Source organism: Thiorhodococcus minor (assembly GCF_010820565.1).
In the GTDB taxonomy this organism is placed as follows: Bacteria; Pseudomonadota; Gammaproteobacteria; order Chromatiales; family Chromatiaceae; genus Thiorhodococcus; species Thiorhodococcus minor.
This window is the reverse complement of the sequence record NZ_JAAIJQ010000015.1, coordinates 1-23,197: the sequence shown is the minus strand read 5'-3', so window position 1 is coordinate 23,197 and position 23,197 is coordinate 1. Positions and strand designations below refer to the sequence as shown.

Genomic DNA, 23,197 nt, shown 5'->3' with positions numbered 1-23,197 from the left:
ATCCTTTGGTTTGTCATGGATTTAGCCTGATCGTGACGTCGTTTCGGTGAGCATAGCGATGCACGCCACGGTCACAAGGCGTCAAAGACGCCAGTTTTCGCCATGCCCGCGGCAAGGGGCGTCAAAGACGCCTAGGCAGGCCCGGTACAGCTGGATAGGGTGACGCCCAAACCCCGATCCCAGATTCGAGAGAGCGTCCTGACTGGAGAGAACCCTGATGAGCCAAGCGAACACCTCGGCATCGGATCAGCCAGCACACAGGCGTCGTCGCGCGCTGCGGTGGGCGCTCAGCGGCGTCCTGCTGCTCGGCATGCTCGCGGGCCTCATGTGGTACGGACGCGCGCTGGTTGCGCCGCAACCCGAGCGCTTCGCGAGCGGAGTGATGACCGACGGCGCCGCCTTGGTCCAGCTCCAGCAAGCCCCGCTGGCTCAGCGCTTCCTGCGGGACTTCAGAACGCAGGCGCTGTGGTCTTCCTGCGGGCCGGCCAGCCTGCGCAACGTCCTTGCCTCACTGAACCGACCCGTCGCGCGCGAGCGCGACCTCTTCCAGGGCGACACCCTGGCGTGGCTGCGGATGCTGGCAACGGGGATGACACTCGATGAGGTGGCGGCCCTTGCGAAGGCAACAGGCATCGGGCACGTGCAGGTGCGACGGGATCTGAGCGAGCAGGACCTGCGCACCCTGCTGCGATCGCTGAGCACCCCGGGACGTCGGCTGATCGTCAACTTCGACCGCGCGCCGATCCATGGCGTCGCTCTCGGTCATTTCTCGCCGATCGGCGGCTATGACCCCGCAAGCGATCGGGTGCTGCTGCTCGATGTCACACCCGGGTTCGGGATGCAGCTCGTGCCGACCGCGTTGCTAGCCGCCGCAATGCGCACCGAGGATCCCGTCACCGGACGTCAGCGGGGATTGATCCAGATCGACGCCAAGCCAAGCGATGCTGACTAGCGACTTCGGGTCGACTGGCGCCGGACAATCCCGCTGTCGCCAGTTCGGCTCATTCAGGCGCCATCATCGCCCGCACCATGCGCAGGACCCGGCGCCCGTACGCACGCGCGATGGCTGGATCCTTCCAGTGGTGATACCGCCCCACCCCCAGCTCGCGGTCGCCCGGCGCGGATCGGATGGCCTCGGCGAGGATCTCCGCGGCGATCTCGAGATTGGTGCAGGCATCCAACAACTGGACGGGATCCGCAACCTTGTCGCCATGCCAGTACAGGTTGATCTGCATGAGACCGACATCGATCGCCTGGCGGCGATGACGCGTCATGAGCTGGCGCAATGCGCGCTCTGCGGCCTGGCGGGAGCCGGGAAACTGCGCCCCTTTCGGTCCACGCAGCGCGTAAGGCCAGGGTGCCGAGGTATGGGGTCCCGCACGGTGACGCGTCTCTTGCAGTGCGACGGCGTACAGCAGGTAGGGGTCCAGGCCGTGACGACGTGCGATCGCCGCCCAGAGCGTGCCCTCCAGGAAGCGCGTCGATGTGGCGGCTACCGTTGGCGCCGGGGTGCTCCTGGCAGTCGCTGCGAGCGATGTGGGGATGGCTTGCGAAGCCGATGCGGCAGCGACCAGACGCATTGCGGGGTGATCGTTTGCCGTCAGGGTTGTGGAGAAGCAGAGGACGCATAGCAGAGTGAATAGAGCATTGAGCACGCGCATCGAAGCTCGTCCGTTCGTTTAACAAACAGCGGCGGAATCCATGCGTGAGTGTATCCATTCGCCTCACTGCCTGAGCGCATGAACGGTCATTGGCTCAAAAACCGTTCATTCCCATCAACGGTCACCTTGGATTAACCGTTCTTCATTGCGTCGCGGAGCGCGCATGCACAAGATCCAATGGCGTGTGCTTCATCGACCGCCGAATGACCGGATCGCCACGGCAAAAAGACGCCGCCAATCGCCACTCAGCCCGGAGGAGCCTTCCACGATGGCTATCGAACCCAGCGAAGCAACGACACCTGCGGCGCCGCCTCAGCCCCCGGCCGTCGATCCCGGTCAGCCGCCTGCCGCGGACAAGGTGGCCGGATCAGGCCGCTCCGCCCGCGCTTACCGCCACAGTCGGCCGGTGTTCGACCGGCAGATCCGCATTCACAGCGAGTATGCGCGACGGCTCGTCAGCCTCCGCCAGTTCCGCCCCACCATGACGGCCCTCTACGGCATCGACGTCATCCTGCGGATCGTTGCGACCGACGAGGAGGCCGATCAGTTCGAGCGGGTGATCACCCAGCGACTCGAGGCGCTCAGTGAGGCCCTGGTGGCGGAGCGCGAGCGCCTGCAGCTCGAGCTCGAGCGGCACGATTTGCTGAAGGCTCGGCCGCGCTACACCCATCCGGTCGATCTCAAGGTGCAAATCGCCTCGCCGCATATCGGCGCCTACACCCATCTGATCCTGGAGGTCGATCAGCTGATGATCGCCATCGACACCCTCTGGCTCTCGGGCCTGCTCTCCAGCAAGGCGCGCACGGAGATCGGGATCCGCTGGCGCAACCAGCTCGGACGCGCGGCCCAGAGCTTCATCGAGCTGCATCGCTATGCCTACGATGAGGCGAAACGCCGTGGCCAGAGCGAGGCCGTCGACAACGCCGCCCGCGAGGTCGTGACCGCGACCGATGAGGATCCATCCGCGGACGAGACAGATGGTGACCCGGACGCGGAGTGACATTCCAGATCCGCTCCTCACCCGCGCATCCCCGGCATCAAAGACCTGAATGACGTCATCGGAAACGGTAAATGAGTCATTAACCGTTCATGGGCGAGTCTTGCCGCCCATCCCGATATGATTCGAGGCGCTTATGATTCGATCCGCTGTATTCGACAAGCGGCGCTTCAAACGATGGCAATCGATGGATGGCGCACCGATCAAGCAGGCAAAGAGGCTTCAATGGAGAACCAAGAGCTCACGGTCCTCATTCTGCAGAGGATGACCCAACAATTCCACGAGGCCGACTATGATTGCGCGCTTCGCCTTGGGCTCGATTGGGATGAGATTCGCGCCCTGGAAGCACTGACGCTCCTGGACTTTCAGGTCTTGACGACATTGAGCCCGCACTTCATCCGGATCGAGGTCCAGATCGACCATGCCCAGCTCAACCTGGCGCTGCGCCGGGTCGATGACTACAAGCGCAGCCAGGAGATTCAGCATCGCCTCCTGGTGCACGGGGCGCCGCGACACCTGATGAGCCGGCTCTACGGCTGGATTCCGCAGCAGTATCGCAGTCAGCGCTGCATTCTTCGCCTGGATGAGGAGTTCCCCAATGGTGGTCGTCCGCCCAATCCCAGCCTGACCGAAGAGGAGAGCATCCTCGCGCATTGGGACCGCCTCGCCGATCTGGACTTGCCCGAGCGCTATCTGGAGACCGCCCTGGCGGCCAAGGTGAGTGTCCGCCAGGTCTGCCGCGCGCTCAGCCTGCGCGAGGAGCGCGACCGCGAGGCACTCGAGGCCACCGCTTCCGTGCGGTTGCGCAGCGCCGCATCCGGTAGCCGGTCCCTGTCCCTTCCCTGGCCGGACGGGCGAAGCGGCTAGCGCATGGAGCAGGCGATTCGCGCGCTCATCGAAGGCGTTGGTGGTGGGGTGTCCTTCATCGAGCTGTGTCAGCGCATCGAGGGCTTTGCAGGCCCGCACGCCTGCACCCTGAATGACCGGGTGGTGCTCTGGCAGGGCGTCTCGGACGCGGGCATCGCGGCGCTGAATCGCCTGCAGCGCCGCGGCCAGATCGCCTTCGTCGCCTGCAGTCCGCTGGTCTATCTCATCGATGGGCAGATGCTCCGGCTGCCGATCGCCAAGCGCCGCCACCATGCCTACAAGCGGCCCCATTGGTACCCGGTGACGCTCTCCACGCCCGCGCAGATCGCCGCGCATGCGACGCCGCTGCGCCAATCCCGGCGCCAGCACAAGGCGACGCGCGAGCATGTTCGACGCCAGGCCTGATGGCCTTCCCGGCCGGTCGGGAGCGATGCTCATCGCCCTCCTGCTGGCGGCTCAGCCACCGCTGGCGACTGCGGCCGAGCCGACCGGCTTTTACCAGCGTCGCGCGGAAGGCTGGTTCTGGTATCAGCGCCAGCCGCAGCTCACGCCCCCCAGACCACGCGAGCCGGAGCCGGAGCAGGCGGCGACACCCGCCTCCCCACCGCCGATCGCGCCGTCAGTCAGCGCTCCGGACCTGACCGAGCCTGCCCCGCTCTCAGCGGCCTGGCTACGCGCGCACCTCGAGGATTACCGGCTCCAGGCGATCGACGACCCCAGCCCGACCCGGGTCGCCCTCTACCTCTATCTGCAGAAGCTCGCCCTCGACAAGGCGTCGCGCTTCACCGAGACCTTTCAGCGAGTCGTCCAGAGCGATCCCTATCTCGACGAGACCACCCGCCGGCCGGTCGGCAACTATGCCAACCTGCTCAATCGCGTGGCCGGCGAGCAGCGCGATCAGGTGCTCCAGAGTCTGGCCAGGGAGGCCGGGATCTGGCTCTTCTACCGCTCGGACTGTCCCTATTGCGCGGCTCAGGCGCCGGTGCTGCGGCTCCTCACAAAACGGCAGGGCTTCACCATCCAGGCGATCGCGCTCGATGGCCGGCCGCTGTCCGGCGGGATCTTCCCCGACTTCCGCCCCGATGCCGGACAGGCGCGACGGCTCGGGGTCATCTCCACGCCGGCGCTCTTCCTGGTGCGGCCGCCTGACGGGATCGTCCCCCTCGCCCAGGGGCTGCTGTCACTGACGGACCTTGAGCAGCGCATCCTGGTCGCCGCGCATGAGGCGGGCTGGATCGATGCGGACAGCTTTGCGCGAACCCGCCCGCTGGTCGCGGCGCTGTCGCTGGATTCGCCCGGCGCGCTCCCGGCGGAGGTGCCGGAGGATCCAGCCGCCTTCCTCGCAGTGCTGCGCGCGCATGCGCGCGGCGCCATCCCGGCGGCCACGCCTCTTCACACCGATCCGCTGAACTTGCCCTAAGCGAGGCGTCCAATGCCGACTCATCGTCCTCACCGGCCTTGGCCGACGCTGCCCTTGGCGATCGCCCTCTGCACCACCCTCCCCGCCCACGCCGACCTGAGCGACGAGATGAACAGCCTCTTCGGCACCCTGGTCAATGTCACCGACCCCTCGGCACATCTGGGACAGCGCCGTGGCGTCCTCTCCGGCGGCTCGATCGTCTCGCGCAACCGCATCACCAACGTGCATCCGATCTCCATCGTCCCGCCCTCCTACGAGGCCGGCTGCGGCGGCATCGACCTCTTCGGCGGCTCTTTCTCCTTCATCAACGTCGAGCAGTTCACCAACCTGCTGCGCTCGATCGCCTCCAACGCGGCGGGCTATGCCTTCCAGTTGGCGCTGACCACCATGGCACCTTCGGCGGCGGAGATCATCGAGCAGCTGCAGAAGAAGGTCGCCCAGATCAATGCCCTCTCGGCCAACTCCTGTCAGCTCGCCCAGGGACTGGTGAACGATGCCGCTTCAGCGCTCACGGGCAAGCGTTACGGCGAGGCGAGCCTCATGGCCGACCTCTACGAGATCGGCGACGTCTTCGAGAACCGCTCGACGGTGACCGGCAAGGGGCCGCTGGAGACCGTCTACGAGCAGGTCCCGGCCGCCGCGAGCAAGCAGTTCGAGGGCAATCTGGTGTGGAAGGCGCTGACCGCTCATTCGGTGCAGAGCTGGTACAGCCATGGGGACAAGGCCCTGCTCGAGGCGCTGATGAGTCTCACCGGGAGTCTCATCGTCGGCTCGGCGGATGGCGGACTCGAGACCAGTGACGATGGGGGCAAGAGTCTGCCGACGACCTACCTGGAAGCCACCCTCACCGTGAGCGACCTGCTCTATGGCAGCGGCGACGGTGACCTACAGAAGGTCGTCGTCTGGCGCTGCGCATCACTCTCGGAGTGTCGCGAGCCGACGCAGGAACAAGTGGCTCTGGAAGGACTCATCCCGCGCGTGCGCGCCCTGCTGATCGGCGATACCGGGGACGCCGGTCTGGTGCAGAAGTTCAAGCTCGGGATCGAGACCCTCTCGGCCGAGGAGCAAGGCTTCATGGAGCAGGCGCCCTGGGGCCTGGGTGGCGCCATCCGCACCCTCGCCCGCCAGGAGCCGGGGATGGCCCTGGCCTTCGCCGAGCGCGCCGCGCCCATCATCGCCATCGAGCTCGTCCAGGTCCTGGTGCGCGACATGCTGAGCAGCGTGCGTCTGGCGAGCGGCACCCTGCAGCACACCCACGCGACGGCGCTGATGCAGCACCTGGCGGCGGTGCGCGAGGACATCTGGACCGAGTACGACACCCTCGCCGCGCGCTACGGCAATCCCAACGAGCTGCTCGAGAGCTACCGCAACCTGCTCGCGCTCTATAAGGCGCCCAGCTATCTGGACGTGATGCAGGCGACCGAGGGCCAGGGCGATGCGGAGGCGGGCCATGAGTGAGAGCGCCTTCCGCCGATTGGGCCGATGGGTGCTCGCGTCGGGAGCCCGTTGAGATGTGGACCATCTACTCGATCGGCGATCCGGTCTTCCTCCAGCAGGTCCTCAATGCGGTGGCCATGCTGTTCAGCTCGGCGGACTTCCTCCAGTTCGTCGCCATCGGCTTCCTGATCGGGGTGCTGATCATCGCCTTCCAGGGGCTGACCCTGGGGGCGCAGGGCATCCGCTTTCAGGGGCTGCTGGTGTCCTTCCTGCTTTATGCCCTGCTGTTCGTGCCGACGGTCTCGGTGACCATCGAGGGGGCCTACTCGGGCTCGGCGCGGGTGGTGGATAACGTTCCACTGGGTCCGGCGGTCGTGGGGTCGGCGGTGTCGAATCTGGGCTATGGGGTGACGCGGCTGTTCGAGCAGGTCTTCACGACGCCAACCATGACGGAGCACGGCTATGTCGATGCGCTGCAAGTGCTGGCGACGGTGCGCAAGACCGCGCTCTCACGCCTGACCACGGGGGACGCCAACAGCCCGACCGAGGGCGCGGACGTCGAGCAGTCCTGGATCAACTATGTGGCCGACTGCGTGCTCTATGGCGTGGACCGCCAGATCAATGGAGCGAGCATGGATGCGATCCTGAAGGCCACGGACATAGATGCGGCGCTCCAGACGCCGATCGTCACCGGGACGACCGAGATCCAGCTGGGCACGACGCGCGAGCTCCTGCCCTGCGTGGACGCCTACAGCCGGCTGCGCAGCTATACGAATAGCCAGTTCCTGCCTAAGTTCCGGCAAGCGCTGGCCGCGAAGCTCGGGACCGCGGCGACTGCGGTGGACACCCGTGTGAATGGCGCCCTCACCGCCCTCTCGCGCGACGCGGTCGATGCCCAGCAGTACATGGTGATGGCCGCGCTGCTGCCGATGTTCGAGAAGGGGGTGGTGCAGCACTACCGCAACCTCGGCGATCAGGCGGCGGCGACTCAGACCAGTCAGGCCATCCAGCAGCGCAACAGCCAATGGGCGACCGAGCAGAACCTCTTCGTCGCCATCATGAAGCCGATGATGGTCTACTTCGAGGGCTTCATCTTCGCCATCGGCCCCTTCATGGCCTTCGTGATCGGCTTAGGACCGATCGGGGTGCGGATGGTCGGCAAGTATCTGCTGTTCGGGCTCTGGATTCAGCTGTGGATGCCGGTCCTGGCGGTCTCCAACCTCTATCTGATCCTCACCGCCCAGCGGGCCTTCGAGGCGCTCGCCGATCAGAACAGCGCCGTGCTGCCCTCCTTCCGCGCGCTCTATGAGAGCGACCTGCTGCTGCAGAGCTATCTGGCGACCGCCGGCCTGCTGATCGCATCGACCCCGGCGATCAGTCTCATGCTCATCTATGGCACCGCCATCACGGCGACCCATTTAGCTGGTCGGCTGCAGAGTGGCGATCACGTCAATGAGCGGCTGACCGCCCCGGATGTGGTGCAGCCGAGTGCGGCCAGCACCGTCGGACCGCTGATGCAGACCACGGCGCTCGGTGGCACCCACGCTCCCGGGGCTCAGGGGATGGTCTGGTCGTTCAAGGCCGGGCAGTCGGCACAAGCGACACTGCGTTCGGCGGAAGTCAGTGCCGAGCAGGCGCAGGAAAGCTTCCAGAGCACCTTCGGGCAGGCCTTCGCACAGTCGGCAACGGCGAATCAGCAGACGGCGACACAGTATGCGCTGGGGCAGAAGTTCGATGCGTCCTATAGTCAAGCGGACGCCTCGGCGATGATGAGCGCCGAAGACCTCTCGCGGCGTTTCGCGGAAACGGGCATCAGCAAAGAAGGCCTCGGCACGCTGCTCAGTGCGGGCCTGAAAGGCGTCATGGCCGGCGCGACGCGGACCGGACTGGCGGGCGACCTCACGGGCCACATCCGGCAGCAGTACGACGTATCGGACAGCCAGGCGGCGGAGATCGCTCAAGCCGTCGCCAAGAAAGTCACGAGAGATCAGCAACTGAAAGCTGCCTTCAACGAAGGCTTGGCCGCTGACATCAGCCGTAGCCACGGAGAGACCTACAGTCAAGGACTCACACATAGCGAAACGACCCAACTCAGCCGCAGCGCCCAGAACGTCCTGAGCACCGGGCGCTCGTACGAGCAAGCGGCGACGCTCGCCCGCTCGGTTGGCACAGACGCTAGCTTCAGTGCCATCGAGACCTCCGCGATGCTGCTCCGACAACCCGCGGCGATGAGCCGACTGGAGCACGCCATCGACCGTTTCGGCCTCGCGGGCGATGTCGCGCGCCAAGCCGACGGACTGCTCGCAGGCGGTGCCGTAGGTGAGCCCATGCAGGCCCGCGCCATCGCCGGGATGGGGCTGCTTCTCGGCTTCTACGGTGGTGGGCGTACCGAGACCATGACAGCGGCGGAGAGCCAGCAGGCGGAAACGGCGGCAATGGGCATCTATTCGAGCCTGCTCGGGGTGAGCATTCCCGCGGGGGTCGACCCGCAGGTCAATGCCACCCTAGCCGACGCGACCCCAGCGCTGGGCGACGAGCGGATGGAGGTCGCCACCGCTGGCGTGCAGGACAACCGTGACCAGGTGGCTTCCGCGTTGAGGACGTTGCGCGTCGAGGCGGATGGGACCATCGCCCGCGTGATGACCGGACCGGAGCAGGTGGAAACCTTCGCGGCTGGAGCCCGCCAATCGGTCGCGGACCAAGGGACGATCCGAACCAACCAGCTGCGGGCAGAGCGGCAAGCCGAACTCTTGGAGACCATCGACCAACGTGTGCAGTTGCCGGCACCCATCGCTCGCACCGTCCAAGAGCACGTCGGTGGACTGATGCTCCAGCTCGGCGAGTCGGGCGCCCTCGCCCAGGCAGGAGCCATGGGCCTGGCAGGTCAGGCGTCCGCGAACGCGCAAGCCGCTTTGGCCTATGGCCATGCGCTTGTAAACGGCTCCGGATGGGATACCGCCCGAGCGGCCGGTGAAGCCGCGGCAGGAGGCGAGCAAGGTTGGACGCGTGCCCGCGAGACGATGGTCGAGGCACGCCTCGCCAAGGTGGCGGGCTATGGGCTGACGGCCGCGCAGACCGAACTCTACCGGACCGCATCACAAACCAGCCTCTTCGCCTTCGCGCCGAGTGAGGCCCAGCAGGTCGCGCACGCCGCCGTGATCGAAGAAGCCCCTTCGGTCGCAACCGGCGAGCAGATCGCCACCTTGATCGAGCGCGCGGTCACGGCGCGCGATGACAGTGACCTGCGACTGATCGGCGCGTACAACCAGACGCAGCAAATCGTCGAAACAGCCGAGCCGGCTCCACCGATCGGGCACCTGGGAGAGCGCCTTGACCCGCCACCTGCCTTGACCCTTCCGTCCTCGTCATCCGCCACAGGCGACGGCGGAAAAAAAAACGCTAGCCTCCCCGCCGCCGCGCAGCTCGGTGGGCTCCCACTCCGACACCTGAGCGTGACCGCTGGCCCGCTGGGACAGGTCTTGGACCTGATCGCTGCGCCAGAATCACATGGAAACTACAACGCCTGGTACCGCCACGCCGACCAAGACCAGGTGATCCTGTCGACGCTGACCCTCGCCGAAGTACAGGCTTTACAGGACGAGCTGCTCGCGCACGGAAATGGCGGCTCCGCGATCGGGCGCTATCAGTTTCTTGCCGACACCCTCGCCGATCTAAAGCAGCGCCTGCGGATCAGTGGCTCTGAGCCCTTCACGCCTGCCTTTCAGGACCGCCTCGCACTGACGCTCGCTCGCGACGCAGGCATCAATGATTGGGCCGCGGGACGCCTCGACGACGACAGCTTCGCCTACAACCTCTCGCAGATCTGGGCCGGGCTGCCGAAAGATGCCTCGAATCTCAGCTTCCACGACGGCGTTGGAGGCAACGCGACTCAGATCGACTACGCGCAGGTGATGGAAACGCTTGCGATCATTAGGCGTGGCGGTCGCTCAGTCGCCAGCAACGACTCCGTGACCAGGTCAGCCGCGCAAGCGCCTCTGCAATAACTCGCAGGCTCCCAGTAACCCTTCACGGATTCCATTCCGCAGGACTTGACGGGCCGTCCGACTGCGCGCCGATCCCGATAAACCGATCCCGAGTCAGCAAATACTGGTGCAGGTCGCGATCACTACGGAAAGACGGACAATCTCTTCAATACCAGCACCTTAGCCTATCTCAACCGGCCGCACAGTCCGTCAATGCCGTGGCTAGCGCTGGCTCAGCAGAACGGTTGGTGCACGCTGTCTCAGCAGAAATCAGCGTGGACTGAGAGCTCGCACCCGGTGCCCCCGCACCAGTCGCTGCGATTTCCTGCAGATAGCATTCTGTGCAGTATCCTTACAGACTGCACGACATCTGAGTCGCTCGCCCTGAGGGGTGCATATGCGTAGAGTCCATTCGCGCGGCTCCTGGAAACCGAGCCACGTACTGATGATCGTCCTCTCTCTGTTCGTGGCCGGTCCTGTGGGGCTGCTTCTGACGGCTCTGTTCTTTATCTTCAGAAACGGAGAACCCGTCACAAGTTCGAGTCCGATCCAGATCGCCGACGAGTCCCCACAGGGTCAGAGCAAGGCATTCAGCTACTGGCGCGACGACTTCGATCGAGATACCGAGGAGTACTTACTGGATCGTGACAACAACGATCTGCTTGAGATCATTACGCGCCTTCCCGAGGAGGACGACACCCATCCCAGTCGCTCCTGAATTAAGCAGCCACCCGTTCTATCGATCCGATATGCGACGCTCAACCATGGCTTTGCAGGTCACATAAGGTGCACGCAGGGCGATCCTGGCAGCCTGGGCGGCTTGGTCACTGCCGCATCGGCATCTGGCGCCAATCGCCCTATAGTCTGGCCCCTTTGTTAACGACCGGACCTTGATCGTTATGCTGACCCGCTGTTGGAGCGTTTCGCCGAGAACTTCCCCATCCCGAACATGGCCCGCGCGGTGCTCGAGCGCAGTTTCCGCCCAGAGCAGCTCGACGCGTGGTTCGATGCGGTCGCCCAAGACCAATAAACCCGGAGGGTGTTGTTCTCGACGCTGTTCGAGCTGATGCTGCAGGTGGTGACGCGTCAGCAGCCCTCGGTGCATGCCGCCTATCAAGGGGCACGCACGGCGATCCCCGCCTCGATCAAGGCAGTGCACGAAAAGCTCAACAGCTTGGAGCCGAGATCGCATTCAGGGAAAGTCTTGCGGCGATCAATCCGAAAAAGATGGTGGTGTGTCCCGCGCGACAACGCGGTAGTCGATCACGGTTCCGCCCCAGGTGCCGACGCTGAAGGTGAAGGCGCTTCGCTGGCCGCTTCCTTGCACGGCAGACAGTAAGAGCGCTTCGAGTGGATTCATGCCCCATCTCGCGACGACCGACATGCTTCCCCGATAGCACGTCTGGGCAAGTAGCTCCGCCTGGATCGGCATCTGTGTCGACAACAGCACCAGGGATGCGTCGCCGACGGTGTCCATAATCACGCCAGTCTCAATGGGCGGTTGGCTCAGATCCAAGCGTTGGCCCCCAATCAGGCGGGCGATGTCCCTGGGTAGGTCTCGACTGGGGAAGATTAAGTTAATGCAGCCATTTGGCGCCAGTTCGAACAGATAAGCATAACGATCTCGGAGTCCAGGATTGTGAAGCTCAAAGCTGGCGACAGTATTCTTTGGCAATCCGGAATCGCGTTGAAGTACAGTCCATGCGGACGTGCCAGGCACGCGTGACACATAGTGACCGTCGCTATCGATGGGCTCGCAACCAGTGCTGCCCGGCTTGCACGGGGCGAAATGAATCACCGCGAGGCCCAGATCGCTGGCGGCCTGGTCTTCGGATGCCAAGCGCTTGAGCTCGACCAAACGACGATAGCGCGTCAGGTTCGCAGCCAAGGTTGCGAATGCCTCGGACTCCGGCCCGAGGTCAATGGCCATGTCGTCATGAATCAGACGTTCGCCACGATCCAGAACCCAGAGCTGCGGTGCCGCCTGCGGATCCTGAATTGGCAGACTGTCGCGTCCCGACGCGCCGACCGCATGTTGAAGACCGCCGTTGCTGCGCAGAGGCCTCAACACGACGACAAAGAGATCTGCCTCCTCGTCTTTTGTGGCGGGCACAAAGCCGGGCAGAGTCGTCACGCGGGAGAAGGCACGCCTCAAGAGCAAAGCATCCCCGTCGCTCTCCGGAGGTAGAGTAGCCACACGCAGTGGCGCGGTTTCATAGGCGTGCTCGCGTTCTACAAGAAAGTCGCCCGTAGCGAGTCTCCCTTGCTCGAGCGTGCCTTTGCTCCAACCTGCACCGGCTTCGGTGATACGCACCCGCACGGAGTCAGCGGGGTCCTGCGTGCTGAAGACGCTTCCAATCGTGATTCCCGACAGACGCCCAGCCTTCAGCGACACCGCTTGTCCTTCGACCCCGGCGACGGGAACCACCGCTTGCTTGCTCACTTCGCCGCCCAATACCGGGCGATCTGCGGCTGTGCCGGTGAGTTGTGGCCGTTGACGCAAGTGGTGTTGGGCGGCGATGCGAATGGCCGTGCGGTCGAAGAGATGTCGCCAGGTATCGCCGGGCTGCGCTTCCCGTACCGCGCGTTCCCACTGGTAGGTGAAGACCCCGGCCTGGAGTTTCGTGCTCGAGTCCGTGGTGGGGGCACCCGCCAGGTCATGGCCCTGGTCGATAGCGACCTCGCTTGCGCTCTCATCGTCCCGTGCCGAGCCGATCAGCACTGCGTTGGCGAGCGTGGTCGACTCCCGCTTGGAGCGCGCAAAGGGATGATCCGCCTGCGCGGCCGACGGGGCCGCCCTGGCAACCAGTGCGTGTTCCCCACGGGTGTTCGTTGCTGAATGGCAAGCGTCTGCCACGTAGACCAGCGCACTGGCTTTCCCAACGATTGGCGCGAGCCAGGCGTTGATCTCATCGTCCAGAATGTCGTATCGATTCAAGCCCACCGCGAACGAAGTACGCGCACCGTAAGGCACCCACGTTTGATCCTGCCCGCCGCGCTCGCCCTCGCCGCTCTGGTCTGCGAGAAGCGAACCGTGTCCGGAATAGTGGATGTAAACGAAATCCCCGGGCGCGACGCGCTCGGCGAGCCCAGCGAAAGCTCGCCGAATCCCTGCATGTGTGGCCTCTTCGTCGGTCAGCACTTTGATCTCCTCCGGCCGGAAGCCAAGCCGATCGTGGAGCACGTCTCGCATCATGGCGACGTCCGTCAACGCCCCTGGCAGCGGCGTCAATCCTGCTCGAGCATAGTCTGAGATCCCGATTAAGAGGGCATGTTGCCCGGCGTACGCAAGTGGTCCTGTCGCTAACAGGGCCAGCAGGACTACAGCGTGCCCCATCCAGACAAGACGGAGCATTGGAAGCGGCCGACGTTGCGCTAACCCTGGAGTGAAAACGCTAATCACAGAGCATTCGCGCATAATAGTGCATCACGTTTTCACTGGAGTCCTGCCAGGTCGCATTCTCGACGGGCTCAAAGAAAATACCCCCATCGTCGTTGCTTGCATGCTCGCGTAAGACTCGATAATTTCTGTCGCTACAGTCAAGCTCGATTCGAGAATATTGCATTCCCGACAGCGCATCGAACGTGTATCGCTCACCTCTTTTGCTGATGCCGTTCATCTCGATGGAATCCGATATGCCTTCCCATTCCGTTCCCGGCACATCTTGCCAGTCTCCTTGTTCAAATAACTGACTTAGCTCTAGTTGGCGTTTGATCTGATTCAGCTCCCGGCATTCTTCAAGAAGTAAAGATAATTCTTCTGTGTTTGGCTCGCCAAAAAAGACGTGGTACGCGATGTCTGTCGTTGGGTCATTCCCGCCCTTGTGTAGATTGGTAGTGACCCATACCGGCCTGGCATCTGGCATTTTGAGCTTATAGATGTTGACTTCATAACCGTCGCCGCCTCCAACGCCATCGCATAACCTTTTCGAATAAACTATATGCTCTCCGGGAATCCTCGGCTTTTCGACGACTGCGCTGACGGCAATTTGAATGACACGTGGACAGCATCGCGAACCCCCGAGAACGATCTTCCATGCCACGGGCGTATCCCTTTCCTCAAGCCTCCACCCTGTCGGGATACCCTTGTTCGTGAGAACCACCTTACCCGCACGCAGGAGAGACACACCAAACCTTTTCCTTGCCTTCTCGTTTGCCGTGAGCAAAAGTGAGTCGGAATACTGGAACTCATCGGGAAGCGACTTCGTGTAGTTGGCATGGCTCGGACTCAACACGTCCTTATGAGCCCAAGCAATTGGAAATCCTCTCTCGGAGCCTCTATTCCAACCGATACTCAAGTTATTCTTGCGCTCGTAGTCTTCCTTGTACTCAACAAAGTGTTTAAGGAGGGCTGCGAACTCAATAGTACCCTTTCCTGAAGGAAACACTTCTTTCTCGATCGAAGATTCATACCAGGGTGTCTGCGCCCCCTCGGTATCTCGAACGACATCATTCCTGGTCCGCTTAAGGATATCTTCGAGCGTTGTATTTGGCGTCTCTAAATGGCGCAGCAATGCCCGCGTATATGGACTATTGTCTCCGTCGCCGTCGAGAGCGACATTGTTCGGAGACGTGGCATATGCGATGAGAACGCCCCCAGCAGATTCTTGCAGCCGTTGCTCCCTGTTAAATCTCACCACGCTTCTCTGAGCGCTTGCTGAACTCTCCGTCGGCGCTGTCGAGCCCCCTCCCGCTGACTCTGCTTTGCGGACGCCTTGCCCCCGTGATAAGCCGGATTGAATGTCTGCGAGCTGTGTGAATGGCGAGCTTCTGCATGAATCTAAGACAAGGACGTTTGCAGACCCGCCGTTGTATGCCATGCTATCGAGAATGTGCTGCATGCTAACGGCTGTGCGCTGTAAGTCAGCGGCGGTCTTGACTTCCCGAATGGAACCGATGGGCAAAAGGAAGTTCTCGCCGTTATATTGAACAGCATGCCCGGCGTAATAGTAGACGCCGATGTCGCCTTCTTCGAGCTTTGAGCCAAACATCGTGATCTCCCGCATCATTTCTGCGCGTTCGAGGTTCTCGCGATGAGTAACGGAAAACCCGACGTTCTCCAGTGAAGCGGCAATCGCTTGAGCATCATTGGCCGGGTTCTCGAGGGGCAAGCTACGGTAGCGGGAATTGCCGATAACCAGGGCGAATTTGTTTCCTGGCGCGTAGACTTGCGCGGCTTCGTCACTTGCGGAGGTATTGGCCGATACCAGGGTGATAGCCAGTACGTGTGCCAGGATGGTGCAACGTAAGCGGTTCATGGGGCTCATCCGGAGTTGGTTGACGGCGCGGGACTTTCTGTGTGTGAAGCCGAGGCTTCTCATGGAGATGTCAAATCGCCGGCCTTGGCACTCGCTGGCAGTTTGGCGTCCTCAACCAAGGCGCGGCGCAGCAGCGCCGCTGGCGGGTAGTCCCCCAGATCGGCGACCTGCTGATAGGCGGTCAGGCGCCACGGTTGCCCCCCGTCCTGACAGGCAAGCCAAGCGGCTTCGACGGTGGTCCGCACCTCCGGCGGCAGGTCGTCGGGGATGGATCCGGCCGGCGGCTTCGGCACCGCCTCCTCGGCGCCAGCGATAACCAGGGTGCGCCAAGCATAGCCCGCGGCGTCGGCGATCACGAGGAGGTACTCGGCAGGCTCTAACATGACGGGCGCCGTGCGATGAATGCGTTGGCGGATGCCGATCTCCTTCAGCACTGGCTCCTTGGCCGGATCTGCCGTTGCCACCACGGTAACCTGGAATGGCGGCTGACCGCCGTTCCAGGCGAGCGTGATGGGGCGCTGGCCAGCGGGCCAGCCAACCCGCTCGCTCGACAAGAGCCCGCTCGACAGCGGTATGTCGGTCTCGCCTCGGCTGGCAGCCGTGATCGTCCGCGTTGGCGCAGCGTCGGAGTGCAGCGCCGTGAGCCAGTCGCCAGCCCAACGCACGAGATTTCCCCACGTCGTCGGGGGGGCCGCCGGTGCGGGCACAGTAAAGCGCGACCGCGCGTGGCTCAGCGAGATCTCTTTGCCTTCACCCAGACGAATCCTGATCCGTCCGTCTGCGGCGCGTACCTCTACCAGGTCACCTTGCTCAAGCGGCATCAGGTAACGGACTGGAAGCTCCTGGCCGACCCGGATCACGGCGTAACCTTTTGCCGGACCCTCGAAGCTATCGATCCAGCCTGCGCGAGTCGCGACGACGGCCTCATCGGCCATGGCCAAACCGGCGGCCAGAAGTATCCAGGCGACAACAGCGAGAAGTGGTGGCAGACGGCCGCGCTCAGGACGCCTCACGCTGCTCCGGACGCGTCCGGCCGAAGTCGATTTGGCGTATAACGCGGACTGCAGCCGATGGAGGCTTCGGTCAGTCATGTTTGCACTCCCTTTCAAGACAAGAGCTGGCGACCACTTTGAGCTCCCCCGCCATCTGGTGGAGCTGTATCGCGAGCAGCGGAAGCGCGAAGCTCAGCCAATAGCCGGAGTCGAACAGCCAAAGACTGAGCGGCAGCAGGAGACCGATCACGATAGCACCGGACAGCAGGCTGCCCCAGAAGGAGTCGAATCGGGCGAACAGCAGGCTCATGGCCAGGATCAAGACGGCCTCGATCAATAGCGTCTCCAGCAGGCTTGGGGTGCGCAGCTCGCCATGCTCGTCCAGCGACGTGATGGCATTCGCTACGATCAGGGCACCTGGCATTCGACCGACTGGTGTCTGATAGAGGTCACGGCTGTCAAGGTGACTGGCACCAATGATCACGAGGTGCCCCGCCAACCAGCTCGCGTCTAGGGGGCCGACGGCGTCGGCAATGGTCGTTGCTGAGCGCACGGACAAGAAGGGGACCTGGTGACCATCCAGCTGCACAACGGGTCGCGCTTCATCGTTGCCTAGTTTCCAGGGGATGCGATAAAGGATGCGCCGTGCGGCTTTGTGGGGCTGCAGGTCGATGATGTCGTCGCCGAGCGCGATCGACATTCCGCCGCGGCGTTGCATATCCCGAGAGGGTGTCGGCCGGACTCCATGAGGATTCACCTCCCTGGCTTCAGCACCAATCGCTTCAGGCGCGTCGTCCGGCTGACGACTGGGCGCGCAGCTCTGCGGGGTCAGTGCCTGCAGCGCATCGGCCAGCTGCCTTTTTTGCTCATCATCGCCGTCGAGCAGGGCCTTGGCCTGTAGTTGCAGTGAGGGATAAACCACAGGAGTCCCTTCTGCATCGCAGGCGGCTTGCCACAGCCGCCAGCGGCGAACCCGGCCATCCAAGTCGAGGTCGAAGATCGCAGTAGCCCAATAGATTCCAGGTGCGGTATCAACCAAGGAGTCCAGGAGCGTCTCGCGCTCCGAAGGCAAGAGGCCGGCATGCTCGGGCAGTTGACCGCGGAGCGTGCGAACTAGAACGAGCGGAGGGAGCTCGGCCCCGCGCGCACTCGGGTCTGCATAGGACTCCAGCACCTGCTCAAGAGCCCGACCGTTCTCCCCATCCGGACGGCTCAGATCAATGTCCACGATCACCACCGCGGCATCGCCCCCAATGGCATGCTTGATCAGCGCCGCGAGCTTATCGCGTGGTGTCAGCAGAGGCTCACCCCAAGCGCGATAGCTTGTCTCATCGATGTCGATGAAGGCGATGGGTCGGGGATCGCCGCCTGGTGTGGTGCCGCGGTGCATGAGCGTGGCCCAGTCCATCGCCAGGTCTTCCACCTGCGCCAGATAGGCACTCTCGTGGACCAGATGCAACAGGACCGCGATGGTGAGTCCAAGCAACAAATTACCGACGAGGTGGACTTGAAAGGCGCTCAGACGGTCGAGGCTAGAGACGCGCAGCCGCTTGACTGCGGCTGGGAGATCGCGCGACAGCCAGTAAGCACCGCGCTTGACTAAACCGACAAGCTTGCGAAGCAGCACCCCTAGCCAGACAAGCGTGAGAACGCGGCGCATAGTGTGCTCCTGCGTGGCCAGATTCTGATGGGGAACGTGCGATGGGGATCATGCGATCCTTTCCGCGCGATACTCAAGGCGGTCAAACCGAATACTCCTTCGCCGCTGCTATGTGCGGCAGTGGCCAGCGATCAACTCATCACGCCGTAACATTGTTGCTTGGGTGGGATCCAGATGCACGACGCTATAGAGCGTTGATAGCCGCGACAGCGAGGTGCAGACGGCTGCTTCGCGGTGGGTAGCAGAAATCAATGACGATCCATCCGAGTCACGATCTGAGTATAGTTTCTTTGCTTCTTCACAAAAAGCGCCGTGTCCGCCTTGAGGAAGCAATCAACGCAGTATGCGAAGGGCACGAGTGACCGTCCATAGCCGAATCGTTCCGGTTAGCCGCCACGGGCGACTCCCCGCTACTCGGACGACGCCGTCAGTCAGAAGCTGTTTGGAAACCTCTGTGTCAGGCTAGTCGGTTGGCCATCAGCTTGATCATCGCCAGATAAATCCAGGTTTCGCTGCTCGACATCAGGCGCTCGTAGTCCTTGCTGAGGCGTCGTGACAGGTTGAGCCAAGCAAAGGTTCGCTCGACGACCCAGCGACGCGGCAGCAGCACAAACCGGCGGCTTTCCTTAGGACGCAAGACCACCGACAGGACGAATTGAAAACGCTCGGCGGCCCATTCGAGCAATTTTCCGCTGTACCCGCCATCGACCCAGATCTTGCGCAGTTTCTTAGCGAGCTGATGGTGATCGACCCTGCGACCGAAGACACCTTGGCACGGTGGATCAGTCGAGTCGCGTCGCGGACGGCAGGATGTCCGTTGGGCCCGTTGACGGCTCAGCCGTCTCCCTGAGTGCCAGCAGTTCTTGATACTCCCGCAGGATCGGATGCGTCGATCGGCGGAGCTGACCGATGTGGTGGAGCAACGCCCGTAGCCGCGCGCATTGTGGCTCGTATTCGCGGATCAGGGCCTCTTCCCAGGTCGTGATCCGACCGAAGCTGGCGAGGCTGTACGCCATGCGCGGCCGGCCGTGCTTGTCCTTGCCGCGCCGGAGGTACTTGGTGCGCTGCTTACCCTGGACCCGATACCACTCGATCTGGAACATGCCCGGCGCCGAGGTCGTGGCGGTCCGGACCCGCAGTCCGATACGCCCCCGCTCGCTGGGCGGGCTGGTACGGCGCTCGCGCAGCATCGCCTCGGTGAAGTCGGTCTGGAGATCGATCGCTTGCTCTCGCAGCACCTCCAGAATCACGGCGCAGCGCTGCTCGACCTCGGTGTCGAGCGCATCGATCTGCTGAAGCAGCCAGGCATCGCGGTTGTCCGCCACCAGCTCGCCAGCAGAGTGCGAAGACGTTGTTGAAGGGATCTCACCCATCGATGTGCTACCCAGTGACCCGTCATCTCCCCCGACACTCCACTGCCCTCCTCCACCCTAGTATCTAGGGTGGATGTGGGTGGGGCATCCACCCTATTCCCCCGTCGCAAGCCCGTTGCCCTGACGGCGTGCGATTGCGCTACCTTCCCGCGACCCGAGGCGGTCGCTCCACATACGACCCGGCCGGGACTGACAGCGCGATCGGGACCGACAGGCTAAGCAACGAGAGTGCCTGCCGTCTGACGGAAACGGTTCATTGGCGGAATGACCGTTTCTCCCGGACAGGGGCTTGGCCCCTCCATAGGATCGGATTGAACAGCCACCGGACTGTGGTCGCCTCCCGGACAGCGCGTGGACGCGTCATGGCCGCTTCGGACAGGCTCCGGACACCCGATGGGCGCCGAATGGACAGCGCCCGGGCCGCTGACGGTCGGGATGGACAAGTGATCGGCAAGCCTGACGCGATCGCCGAGGACAACGCAGCCCTCATGCATCCTCGCGGTTGCGGATCGATCACCCGGAGCAAGCGTCCCACAGTCAAGCCTGCGAGTGCCGACCGATGAAGACCGCCCAAAATGATCTCCCCGACACGGCGTCATTTCTGAACGCCCTTGCGGAGGACGCACAGGCCCGTCAATCAAAGGCCGCCGCCTTCGTCTGCGTCCACGGCCGCTTGATCGCAACCTGCCTCCTGGAAGGCTATTCCGCGTCGCAGATCTACCGCGCGCTCGATGATCTGGGCTTCCATCCGCCGATGAGCGAGCGGCAGTTCCGCCGATACGTGCGAGCGCTGAAGCGAGATCTGGGATCCATCACCGATCTGCCTCGCCGGCGCCATCAGCTGGAGCGGTTCCCCGGCGTGGCGACAGAGACAACGGTGCCCGACAACACGCACGGACAGCCGTCGACGCCAAGCAGCCCGTCTGCGAAACAACCGGGCGCTGTCCGGCCCACGACCTTCGAATGGGATCCGACCGCAGACGTCGATGACCTCAGCTAGAACGGGGCGCGGAGGAACATCGTCAGAGGAGCGGCATACGCTGCGCGCGGAAATCCGCACGGCACCCTGCCCGCCAAATCACCATGAGACAAACTCCCGCAAAGGTGCCCCCGCATGTCCCAGCTATACATCACCCTCCAGGCCAAGGGCGGCGTGGGAAAGAGCTACGTCTCCTCGATCCTGGCGCAGTACCTCCTCGAAGCCGGTGTTCCGCTGAGGTGCATCGATACCGACACCACCAACCCGACACTGCTCCGCTACCAGCCGTTGCGCTGCGACTACCTCAAGCTCGCCGAGGAGCATGTCGTCAATCCGCGCGCCTTCGATCGCCTCGTCGAGATGCTCTCGGCGGCCGACGCGGCCACGCACTTTGTCGTCGACGTCGGCAGCAACGGCTTCCAACCCTTCATGGCCTATGCGGTGGAAAACGACCTCTTCACGGTCCTGGAAGGGTTGGGCGTGCGGGTGGTGATCAACTCGGTCATCGCCGGTGGGCCGGATGTTGCCGAGACGCTGAGCAGCACAAAGGCGGTCCTGGAGCACACGCGCGTGCCGACACTGATCTGGCTGAACGCCCATCTCGGCGCCCTGGAGCATCGCGGTCGCACCGTCGCGGAGCTGGAGCTCTTCCGCCACTTCGACGAACGCATCCTCGGGTGGATCACGCTGCCGAAGTATCCCGCCGCCACCTTCGGGCAGGATGTCGAGCAGATGCTCCGGCAACGCTGGACCTTCGACGAGGCGATCGAGCGTCTTCGGCTGATGCCGCAGATGCGCATCCGACGGGTGAAACAGGATCTTTGGTCGCAATTGGATCGGTCACTGTCGCAAGAGCCGCCTATCCTTGAGGTGGCGAAGCCCTGACAGAACACCTCAGGCCCGAAAAATATCGACCTTCGTCTCCAGGCACTTGCGCAGACTGAGATCGTTGGCGCCAACCTCGAACCAGCTATTAGGCTTCTGATAGATGTCCAGCCCGCGCCCGATCTTGACGACCCACCCGTTGTCGATACGAATTTCGCGGTCGTGCAAGTTGGGATTGAGCTGCACATCGAGCACCACATCCAGCTCCAGCAGGCTTTGCTTGAGGTCTTCCAGCTTTTCAGCAACGTCCTTGAGCTGGGCCGTGTCGTCGTAGCTAGTGATCAGCGTCACCTGCTTGATCGTGCCGGCCTTCAACAAGGTCTCGCAGAACCGCACGAAGTTGTGGATCTGATGCGGGGCACGAATATAGGGCTCCTCGATAACGACAGCCCTAGCCCCTCTCAAGTAGGGTCCCATGATCGACTCATAGGTGTGTCCGGTATCGTCGTAGAGGATGGTGAAATGTCGTTCACTCGGCTGCGGACCTTCCAGGACCCCTGGATCGATTGGAGTCGAGCCTTCTCCAGCCGGATTGCTGGAAGTCCCAGCTTCGACTTCAGACGATGCGGACGATGGCGCGCCAACTCCCTTATGCTCATCTCCAGGTATTGATGCACCGCTGTCGTGCCCAACCTCGCCTTGTCGATTCGCCAAACGCCGGCGTGCTGGCTGCTGAGTCGCCAAGGCGTCCTTGGACTCCGGACAGTAGACCACCACCTCGCTATCGTCCGAGCGCAAGTAGGACAGACCGATCCGCGCAAACTCATCATCAGGCTTGCGCTTGTTCATCTGCTCTTTCACCCGCCGGCGGCATTCGATCGCATAGGCGACATACTCCTCGAATTCCGTGTCGCTTGGCGCACCGTCCGGGTGCAGGATCTTCAGGAAGGCGCAGACCGTCTTCTTGATGCCCTTCTCGTCGCGCCCCTCAATGGCCTGGCCCAAGCGGATCCGCTTGCTGACCTCTTCGTAGCGATTGGTGTGGCTGAATTGATAGTGGAAGGCCTCGGCCAGGTAGTCGGTGATGAAGCCGTAGCGGTCGGTGAGAAATTCGCTGCTGTTCTTCGGCATCTCCCAGCCTGGGATATAGGCCGCGAAGCGGTCCATGACGGCCAGGTCCAGCTCGACAGGCAGCGGCTGAAAAAGGTCGTACTCGGTAGAGTTGACGACCTGCTGGACTGAGAGATCGATGTTACCGACGAAGCTCAGACTGGCATCGGCGATGACCTCGACACCGCGCGAGAAGCGGCCGTTGGCCATGAAGTCCTTCATGATCTGGATGGTGTCGGGATCGCGGATCTTGATCCCGCCCACCTCGTCGAAGGCCACCGTATCCCAATAGCCGACCAGTCCGACCTTGCGCCGCGCATTGTTGTAGAAGAGGGTCGCCTTGGTCGCCTGTCCGCCCGAGATGAGCGTTGCATAGGGCGAGAACTCACTGAAGAAATAGGACTTTCCGGTCCCGCGCGGCCCCAGCTCGATGTAGTTGTAATTGGGCTCGACCAGCGGTGCCAGGCGCGCGATGTAGTGCAGCTTGATCCGGTGCGAGAGCGTCGTCGGCTCCAGCCCCACCGAGCGCATGATCAAATCCAGCCACTCGTCACGGCTGGCCTTGATCATCGGTTGGTCCAAAACCGAGTATTTCGGTAGGCGATCAAGCGCCCTGAAGAGTGGCAGGAGCCCTG

At 63.1% G+C, this 23,197-nt stretch carries 17 protein-coding genes and 1 pseudogene; 10 read left to right on the top strand and 8 right to left on the bottom strand.

Translation table 11 applies throughout. The annotated features are described in order from the left end of the window. Window positions 1–217: 217 nt before the first annotated feature. Entirely contained in the window at window positions 218–952 is a 735-nt protein-coding gene (locus tag G3446_RS06920) for a phytochelatin synthase family protein (protein WP_164452033.1), read from the top strand. A gap of 49 nt (window positions 953–1,001) precedes the next feature. On the opposite strand, the gene G3446_RS06915 is transcribed toward G3446_RS06920, so the two are convergent. Then, window positions 1,002–1,580 (bottom strand): lytic transglycosylase domain-containing protein, encoded by a 579-nt coding sequence (locus G3446_RS06915; RefSeq protein ID WP_164452032.1) that lies wholly within the window; start codon window positions 1,578–1,580, stop codon window positions 1,002–1,004. 349 nt (window positions 1,581–1,929) lie between these two features. Between G3446_RS06915 and G3446_RS06910 the strand changes: the two genes are divergently transcribed. The 7 genes from G3446_RS06910 to G3446_RS06880 all read left to right on the top strand — a co-directional run bounded on the left by G3446_RS06910 (window position 1,930) and on the right by G3446_RS06880 (window position 11,083). Further along, window positions 1,930–2,661 carry an AcaB family transcriptional regulator gene (locus tag G3446_RS06910; RefSeq protein WP_164452030.1) on the top strand — a complete coding sequence of 244 codons (732 nt, stop codon included), beginning with the start codon at window positions 1,930–1,932 and terminating at the stop codon, window positions 2,659–2,661. A 222-nt stretch (window positions 2,662–2,883) separates the two neighbouring features. Next, a complete protein-coding gene (locus G3446_RS06905; RefSeq protein WP_245232357.1) occupies window positions 2,884–3,525 on the top strand; it encodes an STY4526/YPO1902 family pathogenicity island replication protein in 642 nt (213 codons plus the stop codon). A 3-nt stretch (window positions 3,526–3,528) separates the two neighbouring features. Next, the gene (locus G3446_RS06900; RefSeq protein WP_164452028.1) at window positions 3,529–3,930 is read left to right on the top strand and encodes a hypothetical protein; all 402 of its coding nucleotides are present in this window, start codon (window positions 3,529–3,531) and stop codon (window positions 3,928–3,930) included. 25 nt (window positions 3,931–3,955) lie between these two features. Further along, the gene (locus G3446_RS06895) at window positions 3,956–4,945 is read left to right on the top strand and encodes a conjugal transfer protein TraF (RefSeq protein ID WP_164452025.1); all 990 of its coding nucleotides are present in this window, start codon (window positions 3,956–3,958) and stop codon (window positions 4,943–4,945) included. A gap of 12 nt (window positions 4,946–4,957) precedes the next feature. Next, complete coding sequence (locus tag G3446_RS06890; RefSeq protein ID WP_164452022.1) at window positions 4,958–6,403, top strand: conjugal transfer protein TraH; 1,446 nt, start codon at window positions 4,958–4,960, stop codon at window positions 6,401–6,403. A 53-nt stretch (window positions 6,404–6,456) separates the two neighbouring features. Next, the gene (locus G3446_RS06885; RefSeq protein ID WP_164452020.1) at window positions 6,457–10,386 is read left to right on the top strand and encodes a conjugal transfer protein TraG N-terminal domain-containing protein; all 3,930 of its coding nucleotides are present in this window, start codon (window positions 6,457–6,459) and stop codon (window positions 10,384–10,386) included. 424 nt (window positions 10,387–10,810) lie between these two features. Next, window positions 10,811–11,083: a hypothetical protein gene (locus tag G3446_RS06880; RefSeq protein ID WP_164452018.1), complete on the top strand. Its 273-nt coding sequence runs from the start codon at window positions 10,811–10,813 to the stop codon at window positions 11,081–11,083. A 495-nt stretch (window positions 11,084–11,578) separates the two neighbouring features. Here G3446_RS06880 and G3446_RS06875 read toward each other — a convergent pair whose 3' ends face one another. The 6 genes and pseudogenes from G3446_RS06875 to mobI all read right to left on the bottom strand — a co-directional run bounded on the left by G3446_RS06875 (window position 11,579) and on the right by mobI (window position 19,600). Further along, a complete protein-coding gene (locus tag G3446_RS06875; RefSeq protein WP_245232362.1) occupies window positions 11,579–13,702 on the bottom strand; it encodes a caspase family protein in 2,124 nt (707 codons plus the stop codon). Between the two features lie 58 nt (window positions 13,703–13,760). Beyond that, the gene (locus G3446_RS06870; protein WP_164452014.1) at window positions 13,761–15,623 is read right to left on the bottom strand and encodes a caspase family protein; all 1,863 of its coding nucleotides are present in this window, start codon (window positions 15,621–15,623) and stop codon (window positions 13,761–13,763) included. 59 nt (window positions 15,624–15,682) lie between these two features. Next, window positions 15,683–16,714: a hypothetical protein gene (locus G3446_RS06865; protein ID WP_164452012.1), complete on the bottom strand. Its 1,032-nt coding sequence runs from the start codon at window positions 16,712–16,714 to the stop codon at window positions 15,683–15,685. Beyond that, window positions 16,707–18,275: a CHASE2 domain-containing protein gene (locus G3446_RS06860; RefSeq protein WP_164452010.1), complete on the bottom strand. Its 1,569-nt coding sequence runs from the start codon at window positions 18,273–18,275 to the stop codon at window positions 16,707–16,709. Before G3446_RS06860 ends, G3446_RS06865 begins: the two co-directional genes overlap by 8 nt. 457 nt (window positions 18,276–18,732) lie before the next feature. Next, window positions 18,733–19,005 (bottom strand): annotated as a pseudogene (locus tag G3446_RS06855) (transposase); the annotation flags it as partial. Between the two features lie 52 nt (window positions 19,006–19,057). Further along, on the bottom strand, window positions 19,058–19,600 hold the full coding sequence (gene mobI / locus G3446_RS06850; protein WP_342450057.1) for a conjugative transfer protein MobI(A/C): 543 nt from the start codon (window positions 19,598–19,600) through the stop codon (window positions 19,058–19,060). A gap of 607 nt (window positions 19,601–20,207) precedes the next feature. Here mobI and G3446_RS06845 point away from each other — a divergent pair. Next, complete coding sequence (locus G3446_RS06845; protein ID WP_164452006.1) at window positions 20,208–20,648, top strand: hypothetical protein; 441 nt, start codon at window positions 20,208–20,210, stop codon at window positions 20,646–20,648. 114 nt (window positions 20,649–20,762) lie between these two features. After that, window positions 20,763–21,512, top strand: coding sequence for a P-loop NTPase family protein (locus tag G3446_RS06840; RefSeq protein WP_164452004.1), 750 nt, complete (start codon window positions 20,763–20,765; stop codon window positions 21,510–21,512). A 9-nt stretch (window positions 21,513–21,521) separates the two neighbouring features. On the opposite strand, the gene G3446_RS06835 is transcribed toward G3446_RS06840, so the two are convergent. After that, window positions 21,522–23,197, bottom strand: a 1,676-nt coding sequence (locus tag G3446_RS06835) for a BREX system Lon protease-like protein BrxL (RefSeq protein WP_164452002.1), incomplete at its 5' end; no start/stop codon positions are given.